This window comes from Paenibacillus curdlanolyticus YK9 (assembly GCF_000179615.1).
Taxonomy (GTDB): Bacteria; Bacillota; Bacilli; order Paenibacillales; family Paenibacillaceae; genus Paenibacillus_T; species Paenibacillus_T curdlanolyticus.
In genome coordinates this window covers 73939-96358 of the sequence record NZ_AEDD01000012.1, presented here as the reverse complement: position 1 = coordinate 96358, position 22420 = coordinate 73939, and the positions used below count along the sequence as shown (strand labels likewise).

Sequence of the window (22420 nt, the reverse complement as noted above, 5' to 3'; positions counted from 1 at the left end):
GAGAGAACATCCGTGCTTCAATGGCAGCAATGGAATCGCAAGCTCAAAGTCGTGTTGTGGGCGCTCACGCTAATCGGCGTGATCGCCGCGCTGCCGCTTGGTGCGTTGCGATGGCAGATGGAGTCGACGTCTAAACAAGTCGAATATGTGATGGATTATAAGGATATTGTCCTCGTCGCGTCCTACCAGAATGATCCGGCGGCTTTTCTTGATCAGCAATTGGATCGGATGAAAGCGGCAGGCGTTACGACGATGGCGGTCTTTGAATCGACGTTGGACGAGTTTGTAATGGCTAAACACATCAATATTTACAACCGCGGCCAATTGGCGCTGCTCGAAGGCAAGGCGCCAGTGCCGGGACGCAACGAAACCTATGTTTTGTTTGCCGGAACAGAAGAGCAGGAGAAGCTGGGCCCGCTCATCGAGAAGGCATTTGAACGCAAGGATATTACGGTTGAGCCATGGTCCTACGACGGTCGTCCGGGCTTGAAGCTGAACACGCCGATCGAGAATGCGACGCTTGTTTCCATGAATCCGGATCCGATGGCGCTGGAGAAAATCAACGCCGCCGGCTTCCGCATTTTGCCTCGTTTATCGGACCGTATTCGTCCCTATAATCAAGAGGCGGCAGGCGAATTGGTTGCTCAGCTCAAGCAATATAACGTTGATCGTATCCTGTTCGATGGCGACGCCGTCAAGGGTTTCAATGACAATGCGGATATGAACAGCTTGTATGGCTTCGCCGAGCTGTTGAAGAATAACCATATTGGCCTCGCTGCTATTGAAGGACTCAAGTCCCCGCAGCAAGGTTTCAATACGCTCTCCTATTTAACGGATTATGACGTAGTCCGGCTGCATTCCATTCCAACTGGACTGGCGGCTACGATTACGCCCGAGACTTTAACGGACAGGTTCTTGCTAGCAGCCAAAGATCGGAATATTCGCATGTTCTATCTGAATGCGGCGCCTTCCCGCAGCTTCGATAAAGGCGGAATTTCAGATCCGCTAGAGAAGCTTGCAGATGCATTAAGCGGACCTGATGGCACGATTCAGAAGCTGGCTGATTTCGGCTTCCCTTCTGGAAATGCGGAAGCGTTCAGCTTTGATACGCCAGGCTGGGCTAAGGCGGCTAAAGCGATCGTTTGCCTTGGTGCCGTAAGCATCATCGCATTGCTGATTGGAGCGTTCGCAAGCTGGCTGACAATACCTGCCTTCGTGCTCGGCCTAATCGGCAGCGCAGGCTTGTACGTCCTATCCGCTTCGACGTTGGAGCAAGGGCTAGCGTTAGGCGCAGCGATCAGCGCGCCGTCGTTGGCATTGATTTGGGCGATGAACGTCGTGCGGAGGCGTACGGAGGGGAATCGTCGGGCGGTATCCGGCAGTGATTGGAACCATACGAGCCCCACAGGTGCCTATAGCGGCGCTGTACGCGCTGGAGACGCGCCGCGCTGGGGATCGCTGCTCGGAGATATTTTTGCAATCGGCCGGATCAAATGGATTTTTAACGGCCTAACTGCAAGCCAGCGGTTTGGCAATGCAGTTGTTTTGTTCATTGTTACCTCGCTCATTTCGCTGCTTGGCGTGCCGTTCGTATTCGGCTTGCTGAACAACATTAAGTATAGCTTGGTATTGCAGCAATTCCGCGGCGTTAGCCTGCTTCATATTGCGCCGATTGGCCTCGTTGCGCTTTATGTATTCTTGTACACGGGTACTTCTGTGCTGGCCAACCTGCGCCGACTGCTGTCGATTCAGATCACCGTATTCTGGATAGCTGTTGTGGGGATATTGGGCATTGTCGGGTTATACTACTTATCGCGGACAGGCAATGCAGGACATGCTTCATCGCTTGAGATGCTTATGCGCAATACGCTGGAGACGACGTTCGGCGTTCGTCCGAGGTCCAAGGAGTTCCTTCTTGCCCATCCGCTTCTTTTGCTTGGCTTGTTCCTGGCGCTTCGGTACCGGGCGGCGTGGGTATTAATCATTGTAGGTTCGATTGGTCAATTGTCGATGGTCGATACATTCGCACACATTCATACGCCAATGCACATTTCGCTTATTCGTGATCTGCTGGGCCTTGGCCTTGGCGCGATTATCGGCTGTGTATTGATCGCGGTATGGCAGATTGGGGAAGGGGTTTGGCATCGATGGCTTCGCACGAGAATCGTCCCATCCGCCGAGTAATCGTCTCTGGCTATTATGGATTTCGTAATAGCGGGGACGAAGCTGTGCTCAAATCGATTCTGAATGCGCTGCGTTCGGAAGGCGAGGCACAGGGGATCGAAATTCAACCGGTGGTCCTATCCGCCGATCCGGCTTGGACGACAGCGATGTACGGCTGCGAGGCTGTCCCGCGCATGAGCCCTTCTGTCTTGCTTCGCGAGCTGCGACGCTGCGACGGCTTGATTAGCGGCGGGGGCAGCTTGCTGCAAGATGCTACGGGATGGAAGACGATCCCTTACTATACGGGCGTGCTTGCTTTCGCTCAAATGCTTGGCAAGCCGACGTTTATTTATTCGCAAGGCGTTGGTCCGGTTAATCGGGGGTGGCTCTTCGCCCCCATCCGCCGCGTTATGAAACGCAGTCGCTATTTATCCGTTCGAGATCAGGAGTCAGCTGCTTTGCTTGGGCGAATGGGCGTTCCGACCGATCGCATCGAGGTCGTGCCCGATCCTGTAATGGGGCTGCCATTGCCGGAAGGCTCTGCTGCTAGTAGCCATAAGCGATCATCAGAAGAGCTTCCGGTGGTAGGCATATCCTTGCGCTATTGGCGCAAGGATGGCGCTGACCTGGAGCGTGCAGCGGAAGCCTTGGCCGTGCTAGCGAAGCGTCGCGCGGTGAAGCTGCGCTTCCTGCCTTTCCATACGCCAGATGATGCTGAGGCGTCGAATGTAGTAATGGAGCGGCTGCAAGCTATTGGGCTGGGCAACAGCGCGATGGAGCTGGCAGCTCCCGGCGATGACCCTCAGCAGATGCTGCTTGAGGTTAGTCGATGTGATGTGCTGTTCGGGATGCGCCTGCACGCGCTTATCTATGCGGCGAACCAGCGTGTTCCCATGCTTGGACTATCCTATGATCCTAAGATCGACCAGTTTTTAAAACGATTAGCCATTACAGCGATCGGAACGACGGAATCCCTATCGGCAGAGCAGTTCGCGGATCACGCCGTGGCGCTGTTGGATGGCCCTGACGCATGGCGTCAAAACCATGCCGAAGCTATTGATAGGCTTAAGCGTGAATCGCAGCGACCTGCGCAACAAATTGCCGCACTGCTGCGTCAAATGACAAGAAGGTGAGACCCCTATGATGACGAGTATGACGAAAAGCCGTCCATCTGACGCTGCGAAAGTGCCGACGGTATCCATTTATGGCCTCCCGTTCAGCAAGCTGAACATGAACGATACAGTCGCCTACCTGACGGCGGCGATTGAACAACGCCGGGTAACGCATGTGATTACGGCTAATCCGATCATGATCATGAGTGCCCAAGAGGATCCAGCTTATCACGCGATGATGCGTACAGCCGAGATGATTGTTCCGGACGGCGCAGGCGTTGTTTGGGCAGCAGGCTATGTCGGCGAGCCGGTTGCAGAGCGTGTTGCAGGCTTTGACCTGCTGCATCGCCTTATGGCAGAAGGCGAAACGCGCAATTGGAGCGTTTATCTGCTTGGTACTGATCAGCAGACGATCGATACGGCGGCTGCGAATTTGCAGCGCAAATTTCCGCGTGTACGGATTGCGGGCGTACGGAACGGCTATTTTGGCCCGGAGCAGGACGCAGAGGTGGTTGCGGCCATTCGCGAGGCTCGACCGGATCTGTTGTTTGTCGCACGGTCTGCGTCGACGCAGGAGCCTTGGATCGCCCAATACAAAGCAGAGCTGGACGTACCGTTCATTATGGGTGTAGGCGGAAGCTTTGATATCATAGCGGGCAAGCTAAAACGAGCGCCGGTGCTCTTTCAAAAATTGCGGCTTGAATGGTTTTATCGGCTGCTGCAGGAGCCATCTCGTTATAAACGCATGCTCGTTTTGCCGAAATTCGTATTGAAAGTGATTCGCGAGAAAGAAAAGGTGACGAAAACTCGTCCAATCTCGTGAAAATTGCTGAAAATCGTCTAAATCGCCCAAAAACGAGGTTGGTGTTTATTTTTCGATCAGAGTATAATCAACTCCGGTAGAAAAAAAGAGGAGATGGATATGGATATGCCTGTGGGTATTCTCTATGGAATCGCATTCGCAATTGCTTTAACACTGGCTCTCGTGATGACTCCGATTGTCAAGAAGCTTGCCTTTGCCGTGGGTGCCATTGATAAACCGAATTACCGAAAAGTTCATACGCGTATTATGCCGCGGTTAGGCGGCCTTGCTATTTATATTGCTTTTGTTGGCGCAGTGTTAGCTGTAGGTCCTTTCATACCGGAAGGGCTGCTGCGCGCATATGACTATGATATGATCCGGGCCATTCTGGTCGGGGGAACCATTATCGTAGCACTGGGTGCGCTGGACGACCGGTTCGAGCTATCGGCCAAGGTGAAACTGGTAGGCCAGATTGCTGCAGCATGCGTTGTCGTATTCGGCTTTGGCGTCAAAATCGATTTGCTGAACATTCCGTTCGGCGAAGCGATGCAGCCTATTGCTTCGTGGATTAGTATTCCGATTACGATCTTGTGGATCGTAGGGGTTACGAATGCCATTAACTTGATTGACGGGCTGGATGGCTTGGCAGCTGGCGTATCGGGTATCGCAATTGCGACCATCTTGATCATGGCGGCTATTATGGGCTTCGTTCCCGTTATCCTGCTCAGCACGATTCTACTCGGCGGCATCATCGGGTTTCTCGTGTATAATTTCCATCCGGCTAAAATATTCATGGGCGACTCTGGTGCCTTGTTCTTAGGCTTCTGCTTGGCGACGTTATCGATGCTTGGCTTCAAACAGGTTGCAATCGTATCGTTCGTAACGCCGCTCCTTATTATTGGCGTACCGCTCTCGGACACGTTCTTTGCGATCGTGCGCCGCTGGCGCAGCGGCAAGCCGATCTTCGCTCCGGACAAGGGTCACTTGCACCACTGTTTGCAGGAGCTAGGCTTCGGACACCGCCGTACGGTGCTTATCATTTGGGGCATTGCGGCATTCTTCGGTGCATGCGCAATCGTGCAGTCGACGTTTACGCAGTCGCATGCGGCAAACTGGATTACCTTTATCGTTATCTTCGTCTTGATGCTTTGCTTGCAGATCGGCGCAGAGATCATCGGCATCGTGGACAACTCCAGACGCAGGCGTCCGGTGCTTAATCTGCTGCTTCGCAATCGACTCAAAACACAAGCGGAATCGCGTTCCGAATAGACGGCAATTATCCATTCATTTAACCCTGTGGCTCTTAGGAGTCGCAGGGTTTTTTATGTTGGCCAGAGAGCGTTACTAGGCGGTGTGGTCGTTGGTTATGAATGAATTGGTCGTTTAACCTAAACTTTTCTGCGCGCAGGTCCGATAACTTAAGTACGTGAAAAAAGCGAAATACCTTGTCATTGGAGGAGGCTAATTGTGGTAAAGAAACTAGGCTTGTGGCTGATGGTGTTCGCGATGATTGTCACCTTGCTGCCGCTATCAAGCGCAAATCATGTTAATGCGGCTACCGGGAACTTTAACTTCTTGGGCGAGAGCGATGATCCATTGCAGCCGCGCGTCACTTCGGATGAACGCGTAACACTCGACGGAACGGTTACGAATGTTAATGCATCAACGATTACTTATGATGTCGTACAAGTTGTAAACACGAACGGTAATGCGGATCCCGTCGACGACCAGATTGGTCAAAAGCGGGAAGACATTACAAGCAATATCTATGTCAACGGCTTCAACATTCAAATCTATAACCTGCAGTTGTTCCCAGGCTTGAACCGGATTACGTTCAAGGGCGTACAAGGCGGCGGCTTTGTATCCAACTCGATCTACATCGATTACCGCAATGGTCCAGTTATGTACAACCTGGTAGCAAGCCTTGACGGCAACCAGTTCCCGATGAAAGAGAACGAGACGACGGTTGTCCAATCGACGACGTCGCGCGGCCGTTCCAGCGCAGACATCAGCATCAGCGGTAACGCGCCGAATGCGCAGAAGGTTACGGTTATCGTGAATAACAGCAGCCGTACTTATGAAGTAAACAGCACGAATGGCTATTCGTTCGCGGCTTCTCCAATCAACGTGCTGAAAGGCAAAAACTTGGTCACGATCAAAGTACAGAACGGCAGCCAAACGGTTGAAACGACACGTGAAATCGCGTTCTATAACGGCGATGTGACGTTCTACGATGTGAAATTGTCGGAGACAAGCACAACGACGGCAGCGGCGGAATTAGCGTACAGCCCGACTTTCTTGGCAACTACGATTAACAATCTCGTAATCAAAGGCAAAGTTATCGTACCGAATAAGTATTACGATGATACGCCGACAAACAATGTAAACGATCCAGTGCCTCATCCGGATCCAATGCAGCCAATCGCAATTAGCTATCAATTGACGGATCGCTCAGGCGGTACTGTAACGGGTTCGGTTTATACACCGCTTGCAGCGGTAGGCAACCCGACCGTTAAAGATGCATTCTTTGTATACGAATATTCATTGCCAGCTAGCACATTCGGTGCAGGCGCGCTTGCATTCGGTAAGACGTACCAGTTGGATTTGAAGGCGTTTAACCAAGAGAAAGGCTTGAACGAAGGAACGAATGCTTTGTTCTTTACGCTTGCAAACGGTACGAGCCCGTACTTCTATCAAGTTAACTACTTGCCGGGCTACAAACTGAACAGCCCTTATGAACAGCTCACGGGTAAAGCATTAGAAGGCCAGAATTTATATGAGCTTCCTTTTGCAGTTGAAATATTAGTCGGTAATGTTGGAAATGCACAACAAACAATTACGGCTACGAAAGTTCAGGATATTGTAGGCAGCACAGTGAATTTGACGGCTGCGGACTACGCTACAAAGACACTCGTTAACAACTTCGTAACAAGAACGGTTAATGGAGTGCCGCAAACGTTCCAACGTGTCGTTCTCGAATTCAAGAAGATGCCGTTCGAAGGAACGCAGACGCTTACGCTTAATCTTAATGGCAACGTTGCAACGAAAGATGTGAAGTTTACGCTTCTCTTCGGACCATATGCAACGTATAAAAAAGTGTTCGATAAGATGGAAATTCAATATGATTCGACCGACACGACGCCAGCAACGACAATTGTTCAAAATGCGCTTGGAAGCTTAGAGGGCGAATTCCTTAATATTGCGAACCCAGCCGACATCCGTTATGACTCAACAACTGCTGCACAAACGGTCTTTATGTACGTTAATAACACGCAGGTTAAGCTCAAGCAAAATGGCTCGGGTGACGCGACGAAGTTTATTGCTAACAGCACAACGGAAGTTATGAGCGCAATGTTCCCGGGAGAAAACAAAATCCGAATCGTATTCCAAGGCGCGAAAAATTCCTATGAGAAAACGATTAGCGTTTATTTGATCCCAACGAACCTGCCAATCATTCCAGTGCCAAATTCGCTCGGCGTGTTCCCTTATGGCAACCAACAGCCTAAGCCTTTGCCGAATGATCCGGACTTTACGCTTAATGGTTCTGTATACAACACAACTCGCGATAAAATGAACATTTACGGTACGTTCGACTTTATCGATCTTGGTAAGACGGTTGGCGAGGTAACAGCACGTCTTAGTACGTTGGTTACGACTGTAAACGGCGTAACGGCAGATAAGGCGAAGGATTACATTTTGAAAGTAGACAGCCCTGTACTCAAGTCTCCAGTTTACTGGGATTTGAATACTGACTTCACTGTTGTTACGAAAGATGCTAATGGTGCAGATTTGTTCACGGCAGTAGCACGTACAGGCAGACAGAACGATAATCTCTCGGTCTTTTATGATACAGATTCGCAATCCTTCTACTTCATTCTCAAAGACCAAGAATTAAACTCGGATGGTACGCCTAGCGTCTACAACTTCTACGCTTACAACAGCGGCGAGGCAGGCCCTCGTGCTTCGTATCGTTTGGAAGTGGACCCGACAGCTATTCCTTACTCCATCATTCGTCCGATTCTGCCGGCGAAGCAAATCGTGAACCAAAACTTCGTAGAGATTATTATTAGTGCACCAGGCGCGAAGACAGTCACGATTAACAAGCAAACGGCCGAAAAGCTGAAGTACGATAGCGACAATGACGGCAAAATCGATTATGAACATGCATTCCGCGTTTATGTGCAAGGCTTGAAGGCTGGTAAAAATTCGATCAAATTCGAAATTTCCAGCGGAACAGATAAAACGACGGGTACGGTAGATGTAACGTACGCGCCGACTAATGTTCCTGGTGCAGGCTTCATGGCGCCAATGTCGAACTCGCACAAAGTGTTCGACGGCGCGATTAACCTGAAGTTTGATAAAGGGACGACGCTGATCCGTACGGATTATAACGTTCCATCGCAATACAAGAACCAAGTGTTCACGGGTCACTCCCTGTTGTTCGGCATCGCGAACTCGGAAGACGGCGTTGTTGACCGTCATGAATTCGAGACGCTGCCATCCAACTTTGACGCGATCCTGCAATCGTTCGGCACGCGCTTTAAAGTATCGTTCCCAACGCGCTTCACGAAAGCCAGCCCGACTTACTGGATCGATGCAGGCATGGCGGATGATTTGACAACAGGTGCATATGATCCGCTCAAAATGGGCGCTGACCCTTATCAATTCCCAGGCGCTACAGGCCCAGGCGGCACGTCGATTCCGACGTATGATATGCGTCCTGGCGACCGTGAATTGCTCGTATCGAAGCCAGGCACTTTGACGCTGACTTTCGACAAGAGCATGGTTAAGGAAGTTGGAACGCTCGTGACGGTGTTCCGTTACGATATCGACAACAAGTACTGGGAGAACATGGGCGGAGTTGTTGACACAAGCAAGAATACGATCACGGTTCCGTTCCGTAAATTCGGTTACTACGTTGTAGGCAAGATGGTTTACTCGTTCACGGATATGACAGCACATCCTTATGCCCGTAACTACTTGGAAGCGATCTTCTCCAAAGGCGTTATGAATCCTGCCGGCTTTGACGAGTTCGGTGCAGACCTGTACGTAACGCGCGGCGAATTCGCTCGCATGGTCGTTAAGGCATTGGATATTCCGCTCAACTATGAACTTAGCAAGCCGCACTTTGATGATGTACCGGCTATCATTAACCCGGATGCGCTGTGGGATTATCGTTATGTAGAGACTGCAGCACGCGAAGGCATCATCAGAGGTACGCAGCCAAGAACGTTCGAGCCCAACTCCTACCTCACACGCGAGGAAGCGGCAGTTATTCTGGCACGTGCCCGGGAGCTGAAGCTGGAGACGGACACGAATAAAATTAACGCAACGCTTCAAAAAACATTCAAAGACTACGGCAACGTAACGTTCTACGCGCGCGCTTCTGTAATCGCGATAGCGAAGAAGGGTTACATCCAAGGCTCTTTGATTGACCCGAACAACAAAAAATCGGGTTCCGTATTCGAACCGAAGTCCAATCTGCTTCGTTCGGATGCATCCATTATTGTTGGCAAGATGTTGGCGGATCTCAAACGCCTGCCTAAGATCAACGGTTAATCGCGAGAATTCTTTAACAGATAGCTGATCGCAAAAGCTGGCCTGTGGAGCGATTCCACGGGCCAGTTTGTTTATGACAGCGCGGTAGAATATATGTCTACGATTTTCGACAAATTCTAGGATATTCACGACGGTCTCTGGAAAATGTTTTGCATATACGCGGCATGGTTCTACGGGCTATACTAGAGTCATCTTCCGGTGCTGGAACGCGAGAGACACAGCTGGAAGCGAGATCGCAGAAAAAAGATTTTGAAATGAACGCAACTTTTCCTCGCGACGTGCGTCTAATTCATTAGTAAACACAAGCGGGAAGCGGATTTATTGAGAATATTCTAATGGAACATATTCTCACCGCCCTCTTTACGGTACAGGTAGACTACTGTATAATGTTAAAGTGGTCTAGCTTCTCTACCAGAATTTTCTTCTATCGTTTACGAGTTTCTGCGACATGTTTTTACATAAAGGGTTTAACATGATTGCAGACATCATTTATAACAAATTACTGCTCAACTCTGGGAAGGGGGTGAATCGGCAAATGAGGGAAACGAGCTATTCACTATCTGAACTAAACTCTCAACAACCGAAGCAATTTAGAGGAGGAGAAAAAAAGGTTATGAAAAAAAGTTTGTCTTTGCTCGTAGCGGTAACCATGGTTGTCTCCATGTTCGCTTCCGTAGCATCCGCAGCTGATAAAGAACTTACGACACAAGAGAAATTCGACGCTCTGAAAGCACTTAATATCTTCAGTGGTTATCCACCAAACGGTGACGCGGGTCTCGACAAAAACATGACTCGTGCACAATTCGCAAAAGTTCTCGGCCTGCTCAACGAGCTGGAAGAGAATGCTGCAGCTTCGAAATACGTAGACGTTCCAGCTAACCACTGGGCAAAAGGCTTCATCGGTGCAGTAACTGAAGCTAAACTGATGAACGGCGTTGGCAACAACAAATTCGACCCTAACGGTAACGTAACGGTTGAAGCATTGGCTAAAACGCTTGTACTGACACTGGGTCTTGAGCCAGTTGAAGGTGCAAAAGTTGAAGGTACGAGCGCATGGGCAGCTGGTTATGTTCAAGCAGCACTCGACGCTAAACTGATCGACGCAGTTGCTAACTACAAAGTAGCAGCAAAACGCGCTCTTCTGGTTGAAGCATCGTACGAGTACATCCAAGCACAGAACCCACAAGTTCTGAAAGTAAGCAAAGCATCCCAAACGGGCGCTAAGAAAATTACGCTTGAGTTCAACAAACCAGTAACGAAAGATATCGCTATCGAAGCTAAATATCTGTCGACTACTGTTGCTGTAACGAAAAAATTCGCTGACGACCTGAAATCGGTAGTCCTCGAAGCTAACTACCTGCCAACTGGCGACATCGTAGTAAAAGCTGGCGATGCTGAAGCAGTAACGGTTAAAGTTGAAGCTGAAAAAGCAGCAAAAGTAAGCATCACGACTGAATCGCTGCAAAAAGCTGCAAACCAAGACCTCGGCATCAAAAAGTTCAACCAATTCAACGAAGAAACTTCGGTAGGCCAAGCGGTTTACACGAACGTTTACAACACAACTAAAGGTAAAGATCTGAAAGCAGTTCTTGCTTCGGGTAAACTTGACCTTTCGAACGACGACAACGCTAAAGTTGACGACACGATCGTAGTTTCCGTATACACGAACGACGGTCTGAATGACACGAAATCTTTCAAAGTAACAGCTGCTAGCTCCGCTACGAAAATCGAGCTGAGCGCTCCAGCTCCATTGAAAGATGCTAGCCGCATCACTGTTGAAGACAAAGGCCTTGTTCTGCCAATCAAACTGGCTGACCAATACGGTAAATCCGTAACGCTGGCTACTTACTCGACAGAAGTTGTTAACGGTCAATTCAACCTGAGCGGCATCACGTTCCTCGTGGGCGGCGACGGCGAAATCTCGACGATCAAAGTTGACGACAAAGGCGTAGTTACGTTCACAGCTAAAAAAGCAGGTAACGTAATCATCTCCGCAAGCAACCTGGCTACAGGTGCTTATGCATCGACTTCGTTCAAAATCGAAAGCAAAGCAACACTGAAAGAGTTCAAACTGCAAAACCCAATCTCGCAAGTAATTGCTAACGAAGACGTAATCATTCCGTTCACGGCTGTTGATACGTATGGCAATGCTATCGCGGGTAAAGATGTAAACCTTGCTGACGTTACGTTCGTTAAGAACGTTGACTTCGTAGGCGCTCCTTACATCAACGCTAAAGGCGAGCTCGTTGTTAAGTTTGCTAAAGAAGGTTCTGTAACGCTTCAAGCATTCGTAACTACGCCTTCCAGCATGACGAATTCGTCGGTTTCCTTCTCGGTTTCCGCAGCGAAAGAGTACAAATCGATCCAAGGTCTGAAAGATGTTGCTTCGACGTTCGAAAACGGCGCAGTAGTAACGCTTGCTGACAAAAACATTCAAATCGTTGACAACTATGGCCGCGTTAGCACGCTGGACTCGGTTACTGGCGCTACGTACTCCGTAGTTTCGGCTGATCCAACGATTCTTACTTACAACAACGGCGTTCTGGAAGCTAAAGCTGCTGGTTCGACGAAACTGACTGTTAAATTCAACGGTCTTGAGAAAGAAATCGCTGTAACAGTTGTTAAATCCGAAGATATCAAATCGTACGAAATCCAATCGGTTGGTACGGTTTATGGTAACAAGGACAACACTGCAGCAGGTCAATATGCAGTTGAAATCAAACTGAACGGTAAACTGAGCGACGGTTCCGCTGTTGCATTGGTTAACTCCGCTCCACAATTCGTGTCCAGCTCCGATGAGAGCGTAGTTGCACGCGTTGGTAACAAAATCTTCGCACTCAAAGCTGGTGAAGCTACGATCTCTGCTTCCCTGGCAAGCGGTAAAGTTGCTGAAGTGAAAGTAACGGCTTCCGATGCAGCTCCAGTTGCAACGTCCGTTAAATTCAAAGAAGCTGAATACAAAACAACTGTAGGTACTCCTGTAGCTCTTGACGTAGAAGTTAAAGACCAATACGGCGTAGAACTCGCTAAAAATGGTTTCGTATCTTCCACTGACAAAGCAGTTACGACTAACGGTACGCTGACAGTTACTGGTAAAGAGAAAGGCGTTGCGGTAGTAACTTACCAAACGTCGAACGGTAAAACGGCTACGACTACGGTTCTCGTAAACTAGTCTCTACCGGTTCAAGAAAGGCAGAAGCTTCGGCTTCTGCCTTTTTTGCGTCTTTTTGTTCATTTACTGTTCATGTAATGATGTTAGGATTAACTTATTGATAATAATTTATTCTTGTGAGGATGAAACAAAGTACGTGCTTCAACCGTCAAATGAGTAACAACAAACAGGAGGAATGACCGTGAAGAAGTGGATAAAATACGGGGTTATAACCATTACGGCTAGCAGCCTTGTACTGAATACCGCACCTTTGATTACACCCCAGTCGGTTGAAGCAGCAACAATCGAAAAAACGCTTAGCTCTCAATTCGTTGGCTTGAAAGCGAATGCGACATTGTCCATACGCGATGCACAATTTTTAATGCAGGAAAAAGGAAGGGTGCTCACCTTTACGGTAAGCATCAATAACAATGGAAATTCATCCATTGATCTGATTGATTACTGGCTGCGCGTCAAAACAAAAAGCGGAAAATCATTTAAGGCCACTGTCATTGACTCTCAGAAGGACATTACATCGATACCTGCCAAATCAAGCAAATATCTCACTTATTATGCTGTCGTCGATTCAAGCACGAAGGTATCGGATCTACAGTTTGAAATCATCAAATGGGATTTCTCTATGCCCAACTATGAACGCCAACTTGGCGTGATTAAGGCGTCCAGTAAGGAAACGAATAAAGTTGCAGCGTTTAAAGATAAAACAATGATTTATGGCAGCTCCAAAATTCGTTCAGCTATTAAACAAGCATTTATAACAAAGGACTCGACAAGCGCTTACATTACAATAAACGTACTGCTTGAAAATGCGGGTCTAAACACGACTGACCTGTCTAATATGCGATTCTATATTCAAACTGAAAGTAACTCTGTGTATAAAGTTTCAGCATCAGAATTGGAGCAAGCTACGATTCAGCCAAAAGAAAGAAAAATCGCGACATTGAACGTTAAGCTGCCTCTTCAAGTAGCAAGCAAGCCGCTCGCGCTTGTAGTGGCTTTGAATGATGATGCGTCTAAGTTGCTGCTGCCTGCAGGTGAGTTTATTCTTCCTGCGCTCACGTCCGCTCCAGTTACCGCTGTAGGCGGCAGTCGCAGCGTATATTTAAATGGACAGCCTGTGACTACCTCAGTCGCCCCAACAACCGTTGTAGATCAAGAATCTGAGTCAACGACGGATAAGAGCGTTTCACTTGAATTCCAGCTACTGAATAAAGGCTCTGAAGCGTTGAAGATGCCGGATCTAGAGTTTTATTTGAAAACGAAGTCGAACGTGAACTATCCGTTGACCTTTACGAAGGATGAAAGCAAACTGATTCCAGGCATTAAAAAAACACTTACGCTCACCGGTGAAATCCCTGGTAATGTGAAGGTTGAAGATTGTGAGCTCATCGTACGTACAGCAGCTACAGATAAAGATCTGGGCTATGTAGTTGGCAGCTATAAGACAACCTCCACCGAAGTCATTAAAGAAGGAACGATTAGCAGCACGTTTACATATGACACCACGTATTCCGTTAAGCTGAATGGCATTCAGCGAACGCCAATGGAAGATAGCGATATGCTTGTAGCGGATATAGCAGTGACGAATACAAGTAAGGTTTCCAAGAAAGTACCGACGATTAGCGGATACTTCCTTGTGAACGGTGTGCAAGTTGAAAATGAGTCCAAATTGGTCGCCTTGGATGACACAATTACAATAGGGCCAGGCGAGACCTATAATTACATTGTTTACACTAGCGTTCCGTATACGACGACGATTAGTAAAATCGGGTTTGTTGCGACAGAGCCAGTCAAGGATAAGCCAGCGAGAAAGCTTTACCAGTTCTCCGGACAGGCAGTTAATACAGTCCCTGTTTACCAGAAAAATAATCCTTATAAAATCACGAACACAGGCAAGCATGCAACTGTTCAACTGATTAGAAACTCGATATTAAAAAATGATTCATCGAGCGTCTTTTATGCGGAATTTGTTATTCAAAATAAAGAGAGCAGGCTGGCTAATTTAGCAAAGCTAGGCGCCTATTTGAAGGACAAAAATGGTCAAATCGTTCCAATTACGTTCGCTACGATGAAAGATAAGGTTATGCCAAATGGCAAAGTGCTTATGTCTGCGTGGGCGGCACTTCCTTCAGGCTTCGATCAAACCGCCTACGGATTGTTTATTGGCCAAAGTGTCGAAACAGCTCCTGCACAAGGGGCGACAACAGCGCAAAGCGTTATTATTAAGCCGGTGAACTACCAGCTTGGAAAAGAAGAAGCAACAACAAACACGACTCTGCAGCACGTGTCATTCGCATCCTATGACTTGTCTATACAAAAGGCTCGTGCAGAATTGCAGGTCAATGGCGGATTTAACGTCGAAGGCATTCAATTGAAGATGGAGTATACGTTAAGCAAGGACACGCAATATGATTTTGTTGCAGGCGAACATAAGGTTATGCTGGAATTTATCAATAATGATAACAAGAAGGCAACCTATACGAAGACGTTCAACCTTATGGCAGTAGAGGGAGCGCAAGGCGAACTACTGAAGGAAGGCACAGCAATTCCATTAACCGTCTTGTTCAACGATACACAGGTACAGAGCCAAATTAATGATTACGATTCGTACACCCTGAACGTGTATGATGTGTTCCAGAATGCGAAGATATTGGTCGGATCGAAGAAACTTTCGTGGTTTGTGGAAGGGTAATGGTGGTTTACCCTGTCGTATTCTAGTATCCTTAGAGTAGAAGAATACGAGAGTGAGGTATAATGCATGAAATATTCTTGGCAGAAACTCGCTTTAGCTGTTGTACTTCTAGGCGGCGGAGCGTTAGTTGGTTCTCAGTGGGTAAGTACAGCGCAGGGCGATGGCGAGACGGTTACTCCGGGCTCCGTAGATGATCCGGTCGTTACCAAAAGCTATGTTGATCAAGCGGTGAGCAAACAGAGCGGCGTCAGCACGGAGGACGTACAGCAGATGCTGAACGATCTGAAAGGCGAGTTAACCAAGTCCATGAATCAAGTCGTCGTTGTTGCGGTTCCTGCGGGTAAGACGCTTTTTGCGGCTGACGGCGCTGAATTCGTCGTAAGAGCGGGAAAAGCAGTTGCTTATAGCGGCGATGCGAATGGCATTTCGGATTTGACGGATGGGAAAGATATTACGAATGGCAAAGCCGTTCCGAACAATCACCTCATCTTATTCCCGCGTGGAGGACGAGGCGTATTGCCGGATCCTGCACAGAAGAACGGGCTTACCGTGATGGTTCGTGGCGGATATGAGTTGAAATAATTCATTCATAATTCTTCCCCGCCTGACAAAAGGTTATACGCTTCAGTTTCACACAAAGGACGCACTCTAATAGCACGTACCAAACAACAATTTGGAGGTGCTTCATTAATGAGTCGTTCGAATCAAAAAGTTGTACCAGCCAGTAAGCATGCGCTGAACCAAATGAAATACGAAATTGCCGCAGAATTAGGGTTAATGCAATCTACAGGGGCAGTGACTGGTGCGGATACTGAATTTGCTGGCGAGTTCGGGACGGTAAGCGCTGTTGGCGGTCATGTCCCTTGGTCGCAATTAGCAACGCGGGATGCGGGCTCAGTAGGCGGTGAAATCACGCGTCGTCTCATTAAGCAGGCGGAATCGGTATTGAATGGTTCAGGGACATCCATCCATTGACATGCTTGTCTTCTTCCGGTATCATACTGTTTTAGAAGAGTTGTAATCACAACCTTTTCCTAACGGAAAAGGTTCATTTTTTGTGTAGGCACATCGCTCTTATGCGCATAATAAAAAAAGATAAGGTTAATAGGAGGTTTGAGGAGATGTCTTTGAAAGGCAGACATTTGTTTACTTCGGAATCGGTCACAGAAGGCCATCCGGACAAAATATGCGACCAGATTTCCGATGCAGTATTGGACGCATTTTTGGAAGTTGATCCTAATGCGCGCGTAGCGTGCGAAGTTTCGGTTGCAACGGGCCTCGTGCTTGTTATCGGCGAAATCAGTAGCAGCGCAGATTATGTCGATATTCCTTCAATCGTGCGCCGTACGATAAAAGAAATCGGTTACACTCGTGCGAAGTATGGCTTTGACTCCAGCACTTGCGCAGTTCTGACATCGCTCAACGAGCAATCGGCAGACATCGCACAAGGCGTTAACGCAGCTCTCGAGTCGCGTGACGGCAAAGACGTACAACAAGAGAACGAAGACATCGGTGCAGGCGACCAAGGCCTGATGTTTGGTTTTGCAACGAACGAGACGCCAGAGCTGATGCCGCTTCCGATCGCATTGTCGCACCGGATTGCACGCCGCCTGTCGGAAGTTCGTAAGAACGGCCAACTGGATTACCTTCGTCCAGACGGCAAAACGCAAGTTACGATCGAATACGTTGACGGCAAGCCTGTACGCGTAGACACGATCGTTGTATCGACACAGCATGCCGAAGAAGTAACGCTGGAGCAAATCCAAGCAGACATTCGCGAGCATGTTATCAAACCAGTCGTTCCAACGGAATGGCTCGACGAGCAAACGAAATTCTTCATCAACCCTACGGGCCGTTTCGTAATTGGCGGACCACAAGGCGATGCAGGCTTGACAGGCCGTAAAATTATCGTTGATACGTATGGCGGTTATGCACGCCACGGCGGCGGCGCATTCTCCGGCAAAGATCCAACGAAAGTGGACCGTTCGGCAGCTTATGCAGCACGTTACGTTGCGAAAAACATCGTAGCAGCTGGTCTGGCTGACAAATGCGAAATCCAGTTGGCATATGCAATCGGCGTAGCGCAACCAGTATCGATCAACGTTGATACTTATGGAACAGGCAAAGTCGATGACGAGAAACTCGTTGAAGTCATTTCCAAAAACTTTGATCTGCGTCCAGCGGGCATCATCAAAATGCTTGATCTGCGTCGTCCGATTTACGGCAAAACAGCAGCATACGGTCACTTCGGCCGTACAGATATCGATCTTCCTTGGGAACGCGTGGACAAATCCGAACAGCTTAAAGCTGACGCGCTCGCTTAATCGAATAGAACAAAAGAAGCCTTGGACTTATTGTCCGAGGCTTCTTTTTGTTTCAACCATATTCTCTAAACATTTCCTTATCAAATGCCGTTAATAGAGGTACGAGTGACTTTTTTGAGGAGTGGTCATGTTGGTTCGGATTCGAAGAAAACTATCATTTATTGTAGCTATGGTACTCGTCCTGGAATTGGCGATAGCCGGAATTGTGGGTCGTCCGCAGCAAGCGGTGGCAGCCGCTAACGGACCTTTGCTAATTGCAATGAGTCCATCCGACAACGCGACTGGCGTTAGCCCGAGCGATAAGCTTGTGCTTACGTTTGACGAGAATGTGCAACGCGGGACAGGCTCTGCTGCTGTGTCCATCCGTAAGGTGTCTGATAACAGCGTAGCGGAATCTTATGAGATCGCTACAAGCCAGCTGGTATCGATCGGTGCGAATCGCAGTGTTGTGACGATCGATCCTACCGATAGTTTGCTTGTGGCAGGAGAAGCGTATTATGTATGGGTAGATGCGGGCGCGTTCCGCAATGACAACGGCCAGAACTTTGCAGGGCTTACGAATGCAATGTCATGGAATTTCTGGATGAGGGGCAGCAATGCAACGCCGCCGCAGCTAATGCAGCAGGTACCGGTTTCAGGAGCAGTTGCACCAATTGATACAGCGCTGTCACTGAAGTTTAATGAGCCTGTGTTCGCGGCGACGGGCATTATTACGATTCAAAATATAACGACGGGCAATGCAGCCGACACGCAGTCGATCAGCGTCGTATCGCCGAATGTACGCGGCAGCGGTACGGATACGCTGACGATTATGACTGCAGGCGCATTACTGCCAAACAATACATATGAGGTGCTCGTTCCGGGCGGAGCGTTTTCAGATGGCGATGGCAATGCTTATGTGGGTATTGGTTCAGGACAATGGCGGTTTACCACTTCTGCGCCTCCGATGGCCTACGTACCGCAGAGCCCGGCAGATAATGCAACAAATGCTGAATTAAGCGGGCAGCTGCAAATCAATTTTGGGGTGAATGTGGCAGTTGCTGATGGCAATAAGAAAATCTCGATTAATCGTGTAGCCGACAACGCGACTGTGCAGCAGCTTTCAGTTGCCTCGAGTTCGATCAATGGAGCGACCGTCAGCATTCCTTACGGAACGCTGGCAGAAGGAACGGAATATTACGTGTTAATCGATGCAGGCTCCTATAAGGATGCTGCTTCGGGCGCCGTGCTGTTCCAAGGGATTTCGTCCGCCACGGCTTGGAATTTCAGAACGAAGCCGGGAGTCGATACGGCACCGCCTGTTGTAAGCGCATTGAGCCCGCTTAATAGCAGTGTCCAAAGCACACTTCGTTTTCCGCTGACGGTTCAATTCAATGAAGCCGTATTGCCGGCAAACGGCAGTATCGTCATTCGTAACACGGATAACAACACCGTGTTTGAGACGATTCCGATTACTTCTTCCCTCGTCACAGGCGGAGGAACGAATGTGCTAACGATCAACTTGCCTGCAGGGAAGTCATTTGTGAATAACGCCTCGTACGAGGTGCAAATTGGCAACCAAGCGATCATCGACCGCAGCGGCAATCTGTTTGCCGGCATGTCGACTGGACAATGGACATTCAGAGTAACGCAGGATTCGACGCTGCCTACGCTTGCATCGGTTACGCCTGTAAGCGGGTCCAGCACAGTTCAAACGAATGCTTCGTTTATCGCGGTGTTCAGCGAGCCGATCGCACTGCCGGCTGCAACGGGTACAGTAACGATCAAACGCTCCGGCACATCCACTGGCGCACTAGCGACGCAATTGTCGATTGATCCGCAGGATAACAAGAAACTCATTATTAAGCCAATTGCAGCTGGGGCGGGAGACGCTTTAAGCGCCAATACGTCATACTATGTCGAAATGCAGGAAGGCTCGGTTACCGACCTTGCTGGCAATCGATTTGTAGGCATATTGAATGAATATCAATGGTCATTCCGTACGATTGGATCTGACGGCATGGCTCCTACGCTCATGAGCGCTGAGATGTCCAGTGGTTCGTGGATCACGCTCAAATACAATGAGGATCTTGATCCGAATTCCGTACCATCGAGCGCTAATTATTATGTAACGGTTAACGATGTCCCACGTGCCGTTGTCGGAGTTAAGATCAGCGGAGCAACCGTGAGCATTCAATTGCAAAGCTCCGTCGTATTCGGGCAAGTCGTGAAAGTGTCCTACTCCAAAGGAACAACGCCGGTACAGGATATATCGCGTAATGCTTCAACGAGCTTTACAGGCTATACTGTCACGAATACATCAGACACAACGCAGCCTCGTCCGCTATCAGGAACAGTGAACGGCAATACGCTCACTTTGCAATTCAGCGAGGATCTGGCGGCGATTAGCAGTTATGCCTATTACCAGTTCCAAGTAAAAGTGAACGGCAGCAGCTATGGGATCGTTTCAGCTATGGGCGGCGGTTCATACGTGATTTTGACGCTGTCAGGCACGGTGCCGAATGGCCAATCGGTCTCGGTCTCCTATACTGCCAGCTCCTATCCATTGAAGGATTCGGCCGGCAATGCAGTTCAATCGTTTACGGACTTCTACATCCGTAACGGCGTAGATACGAAAGCTCCTGCTCTAATGTCCGCGGCAGCTTCAGGCAACAAGCTGACCTTGACGTATGACGAAGGTTTGGATCGCAGCTCGGTACCGAGCAGCTCGCAGTTTTCCGTACTTGTTGCAGGTACGACAAGGCCAGTTCAATCGGTAGAAGTCAATAACAACCAAGTTATACTGACATTGTCCGTTGCCGTAGGCAGCACGCAAGGCGTAATCGTAAGTTATGTATCGGGCACGCCGGCGCTGAAGGACCTGGCAGGCAATGCTGCACCGACTTTTGGCGGTGTTACAGCTAATATTGTGAATGGTTCGACGCAAGTGACGGGCGCATCCGTAACCGGCGCGACGGTAACTTTGTCATTTAACGAAGTGTTGAATTCATCTTATGTACCGCTAATTACGCAATTCTCGGTCAAGGTGAACAATATCGTTCGTCCACTTTTGCAGGCGAGTATTTCAAACAATTCCGTAGTCTTGACGCTCACAAGTCCTGTGACGTTAGGCGATGTTGTTTCACTGTCTTACAGCTCTACCAATGCATTGCTTCGTACAATGTCAGGTACACTCATTGGAGACATCTCGTCCGTCTCCGTAACGAACCTGACGACTAACGGCCAGACGGGCGGAACGACAACCGATGGTAACGTTGTGCTGAAGCCGCTAGATGCAACTGCAACAAGCGATCTTTCGCCTGGCGGACGGTCGGCACAGCGGTATACGCTAACTGCTGATAAGGTGACAGCAGCCTTCAATACAGCGCGCACTAGCAGCTCGAAGCTGCCGCGCGTCACATTCGAGGTGCCACCGACGGAAGGAGCGGCGCTTGTTGCGGTACCGATCTCTGCGCTGGAGGCTGCCAAGAGCAGTGCGGCGAATGCTTCCTTCATGGTGCGATACGGTGATCTAACCTATGAAGTGCCGTTATCTTCTATTGATTGGGTAGAGCTGCGCAAGGTTGGCGGAACGTCCGGCTCGCTGCTCTTCACGATGGATAAGGGCGCTGGCTCACAGAGCTCGGCCATGCAAACTGCATTGGCAACCTCTAAAGCACAATTGATCGTAGGGCCTCTGTCGTACGAACTGTTCGTCGTGAACGGTTCGGCTACGAATTCGGTTAAACAATTCAGCGGTTATCTGACGCGTACGGTTCATACGACAACGAAGCTTGATCCGCGCCAGACGGCTGCGGTATGGCTAGATCCGGAGACGGGCGTACTGTCTTATGTCCCGACGACTGTCGCACAGGACACTACCGGCTCCACGATTACATTCAAGCGCAAAGGCAATAGCGCGTATGCGATCGTGAAGGGCGGCATCGAATTTACAGATACGAGCAAGCATTGGGCTTACAGCGACATTATGCTGCTTGCGAACAAATATATTGTAGAAGGACGCTCAACAACGAAGTTTGAGCCAACGAAGCCTGTCACTCGCGGTGAATTCGCCATGTTCATCTCGCGGGGGCTCGGCCTTTCGGGCGACAAAGCTTCGGCAGCGAAATTCAAAGACGTTAACCAGAATGCGACGCTGGCATCTTATATCGGTGCAGCGACCAAAGCGGGAATCGTGCTGGGCAACTCGGACGGAACGTTTAAGCCGAACAGCTACATTTCTCGTCAAGAAATGGCAGTCATGCTCATGAGGGCCGCTTCGGCTGCTGATGTACGCGTTGATTTGCCTCAGACCGCTTCGACGTACTTGAACAAGTTCAAAGACAAGTCGAAGATCGGCACATGGGCGCAGCAGGATGTTGCGAAGGCCGTATTCGCACAGCTGATCAACGGTCAGACATCCACGACATTCGCGCCGCAGGCGAATGCCACGCGGGCGGAAGCAGTTATTATGATTAAACGATTGCTCGTATATATTGATTTCATTGAGGCTTAACAAGCAAGGGGCTGATCTTTTTACCGTCTATCGGCGGTAAGAGATCAGCCTTTTTGTATTCATTACCATTATGAATCACCTTACAAGAGATGATAGAGTTATTC

The 22420-nt window shown here is 49.1% G+C and carries 11 protein-coding genes; all 11 read left to right on the top strand.

The features are described from left to right. The first annotated feature begins 12 nt into the window (after positions 1-12). The 11 genes from PAECUDRAFT_RS20350 to PAECUDRAFT_RS20300 all read left to right on the top strand — a co-directional run bounded on the left by PAECUDRAFT_RS20350 (position 13) and on the right by PAECUDRAFT_RS20300 (position 22316). A complete protein-coding gene (locus PAECUDRAFT_RS20350) occupies positions 13-2184 on the top strand; it encodes a DUF5693 family protein (RefSeq protein ID WP_006040031.1) in 2172 nt (723 codons plus the stop codon). Further along, the gene (gene csaB, locus PAECUDRAFT_RS20345; RefSeq protein ID WP_006040030.1) at positions 2148-3296 is read left to right on the top strand and encodes a polysaccharide pyruvyl transferase CsaB; all 1149 of its coding nucleotides are present in this window, start codon (positions 2148-2150) and stop codon (positions 3294-3296) included. The genes PAECUDRAFT_RS20350 and csaB overlap by 37 nt, the downstream gene beginning before the upstream one ends. Before the next feature lie 7 nt (positions 3297-3303). After that, entirely contained in the window at positions 3304-4098 is a 795-nt protein-coding gene (locus PAECUDRAFT_RS20340; protein ID WP_006040029.1) for a WecB/TagA/CpsF family glycosyltransferase, read from the top strand. Between the two features lie 99 nt (positions 4099-4197). Next, positions 4198-5346, top strand: coding sequence for a glycosyltransferase family 4 protein (locus PAECUDRAFT_RS20335; protein WP_006040028.1), 1149 nt, complete (start codon positions 4198-4200; stop codon positions 5344-5346). Between the two features lie 198 nt (positions 5347-5544). Next, positions 5545-9636, top strand: a complete 4092-nt coding sequence (locus PAECUDRAFT_RS20330) for an S-layer homology domain-containing protein (protein ID WP_006040027.1) — start codon at positions 5545-5547, stop codon at positions 9634-9636. 613 nt (positions 9637-10249) lie between these two features. After that, positions 10250-12808: an S-layer homology domain-containing protein gene (locus PAECUDRAFT_RS20325; RefSeq protein ID WP_040713596.1), complete on the top strand. Its 2559-nt coding sequence runs from the start codon at positions 10250-10252 to the stop codon at positions 12806-12808. Positions 12809-12989: 181 nt separating this feature from the next. Further along, on the top strand, positions 12990-15497 hold the full coding sequence (locus tag PAECUDRAFT_RS20320; protein WP_006040025.1) for a hypothetical protein: 2508 nt from the start codon (positions 12990-12992) through the stop codon (positions 15495-15497). A 66-nt stretch (positions 15498-15563) separates the two neighbouring features. Continuing rightward, on the top strand, positions 15564-16079 hold the full coding sequence (locus tag PAECUDRAFT_RS20315) for a hypothetical protein (RefSeq protein WP_006040024.1): 516 nt from the start codon (positions 15564-15566) through the stop codon (positions 16077-16079). 108 nt (positions 16080-16187) lie between these two features. After that, positions 16188-16472 (top strand): alpha/beta-type small acid-soluble spore protein, encoded by a 285-nt coding sequence (locus PAECUDRAFT_RS20310; protein ID WP_006040023.1) that lies wholly within the window; start codon positions 16188-16190, stop codon positions 16470-16472. Positions 16473-16618: 146 nt separating this feature from the next. After that, entirely contained in the window at positions 16619-17821 is a 1203-nt protein-coding gene (gene metK / locus PAECUDRAFT_RS20305; protein WP_006040022.1) for a methionine adenosyltransferase, read from the top strand. Between the two features lie 127 nt (positions 17822-17948). After that, on the top strand, positions 17949-22316 hold the full coding sequence (locus PAECUDRAFT_RS20300; RefSeq protein WP_006040021.1) for an Ig-like domain-containing protein: 4368 nt from the start codon (positions 17949-17951) through the stop codon (positions 22314-22316). Positions 22317-22420 lie beyond the last annotated feature (104 nt).

Coding starts and splice junctions, on each gene's coding strand:
- PAECUDRAFT_RS20325 (WP_040713596.1), top strand. CDS start 10,250: ATGAAAAAAAGTTTGTCTTTGCTCGTAGCGGTAACCATGGTTGTCTCC.
- csaB (WP_006040030.1), top strand. CDS start 2,148: ATGGCTTCGCACGAGAATCGTCCCATCCGCCGAGTAATCGTCTCTGGC.
- PAECUDRAFT_RS20315 (WP_006040024.1), top strand. CDS start 15,564: ATGAAATATTCTTGGCAGAAACTCGCTTTAGCTGTTGTACTTCTAGGC.
- PAECUDRAFT_RS20335 (WP_006040028.1), top strand. CDS start 4,198: ATGGATATGCCTGTGGGTATTCTCTATGGAATCGCATTCGCAATTGCT.
- PAECUDRAFT_RS20300 (WP_006040021.1), top strand. CDS start 17,949: ATGTTGGTTCGGATTCGAAGAAAACTATCATTTATTGTAGCTATGGTA.
- PAECUDRAFT_RS20310 (WP_006040023.1), top strand. CDS start 16,188: ATGAGTCGTTCGAATCAAAAAGTTGTACCAGCCAGTAAGCATGCGCTG.
- PAECUDRAFT_RS20340 (WP_006040029.1), top strand. CDS start 3,304: ATGATGACGAGTATGACGAAAAGCCGTCCATCTGACGCTGCGAAAGTG.
- metK (WP_006040022.1), top strand. CDS start 16,619: ATGTCTTTGAAAGGCAGACATTTGTTTACTTCGGAATCGGTCACAGAA.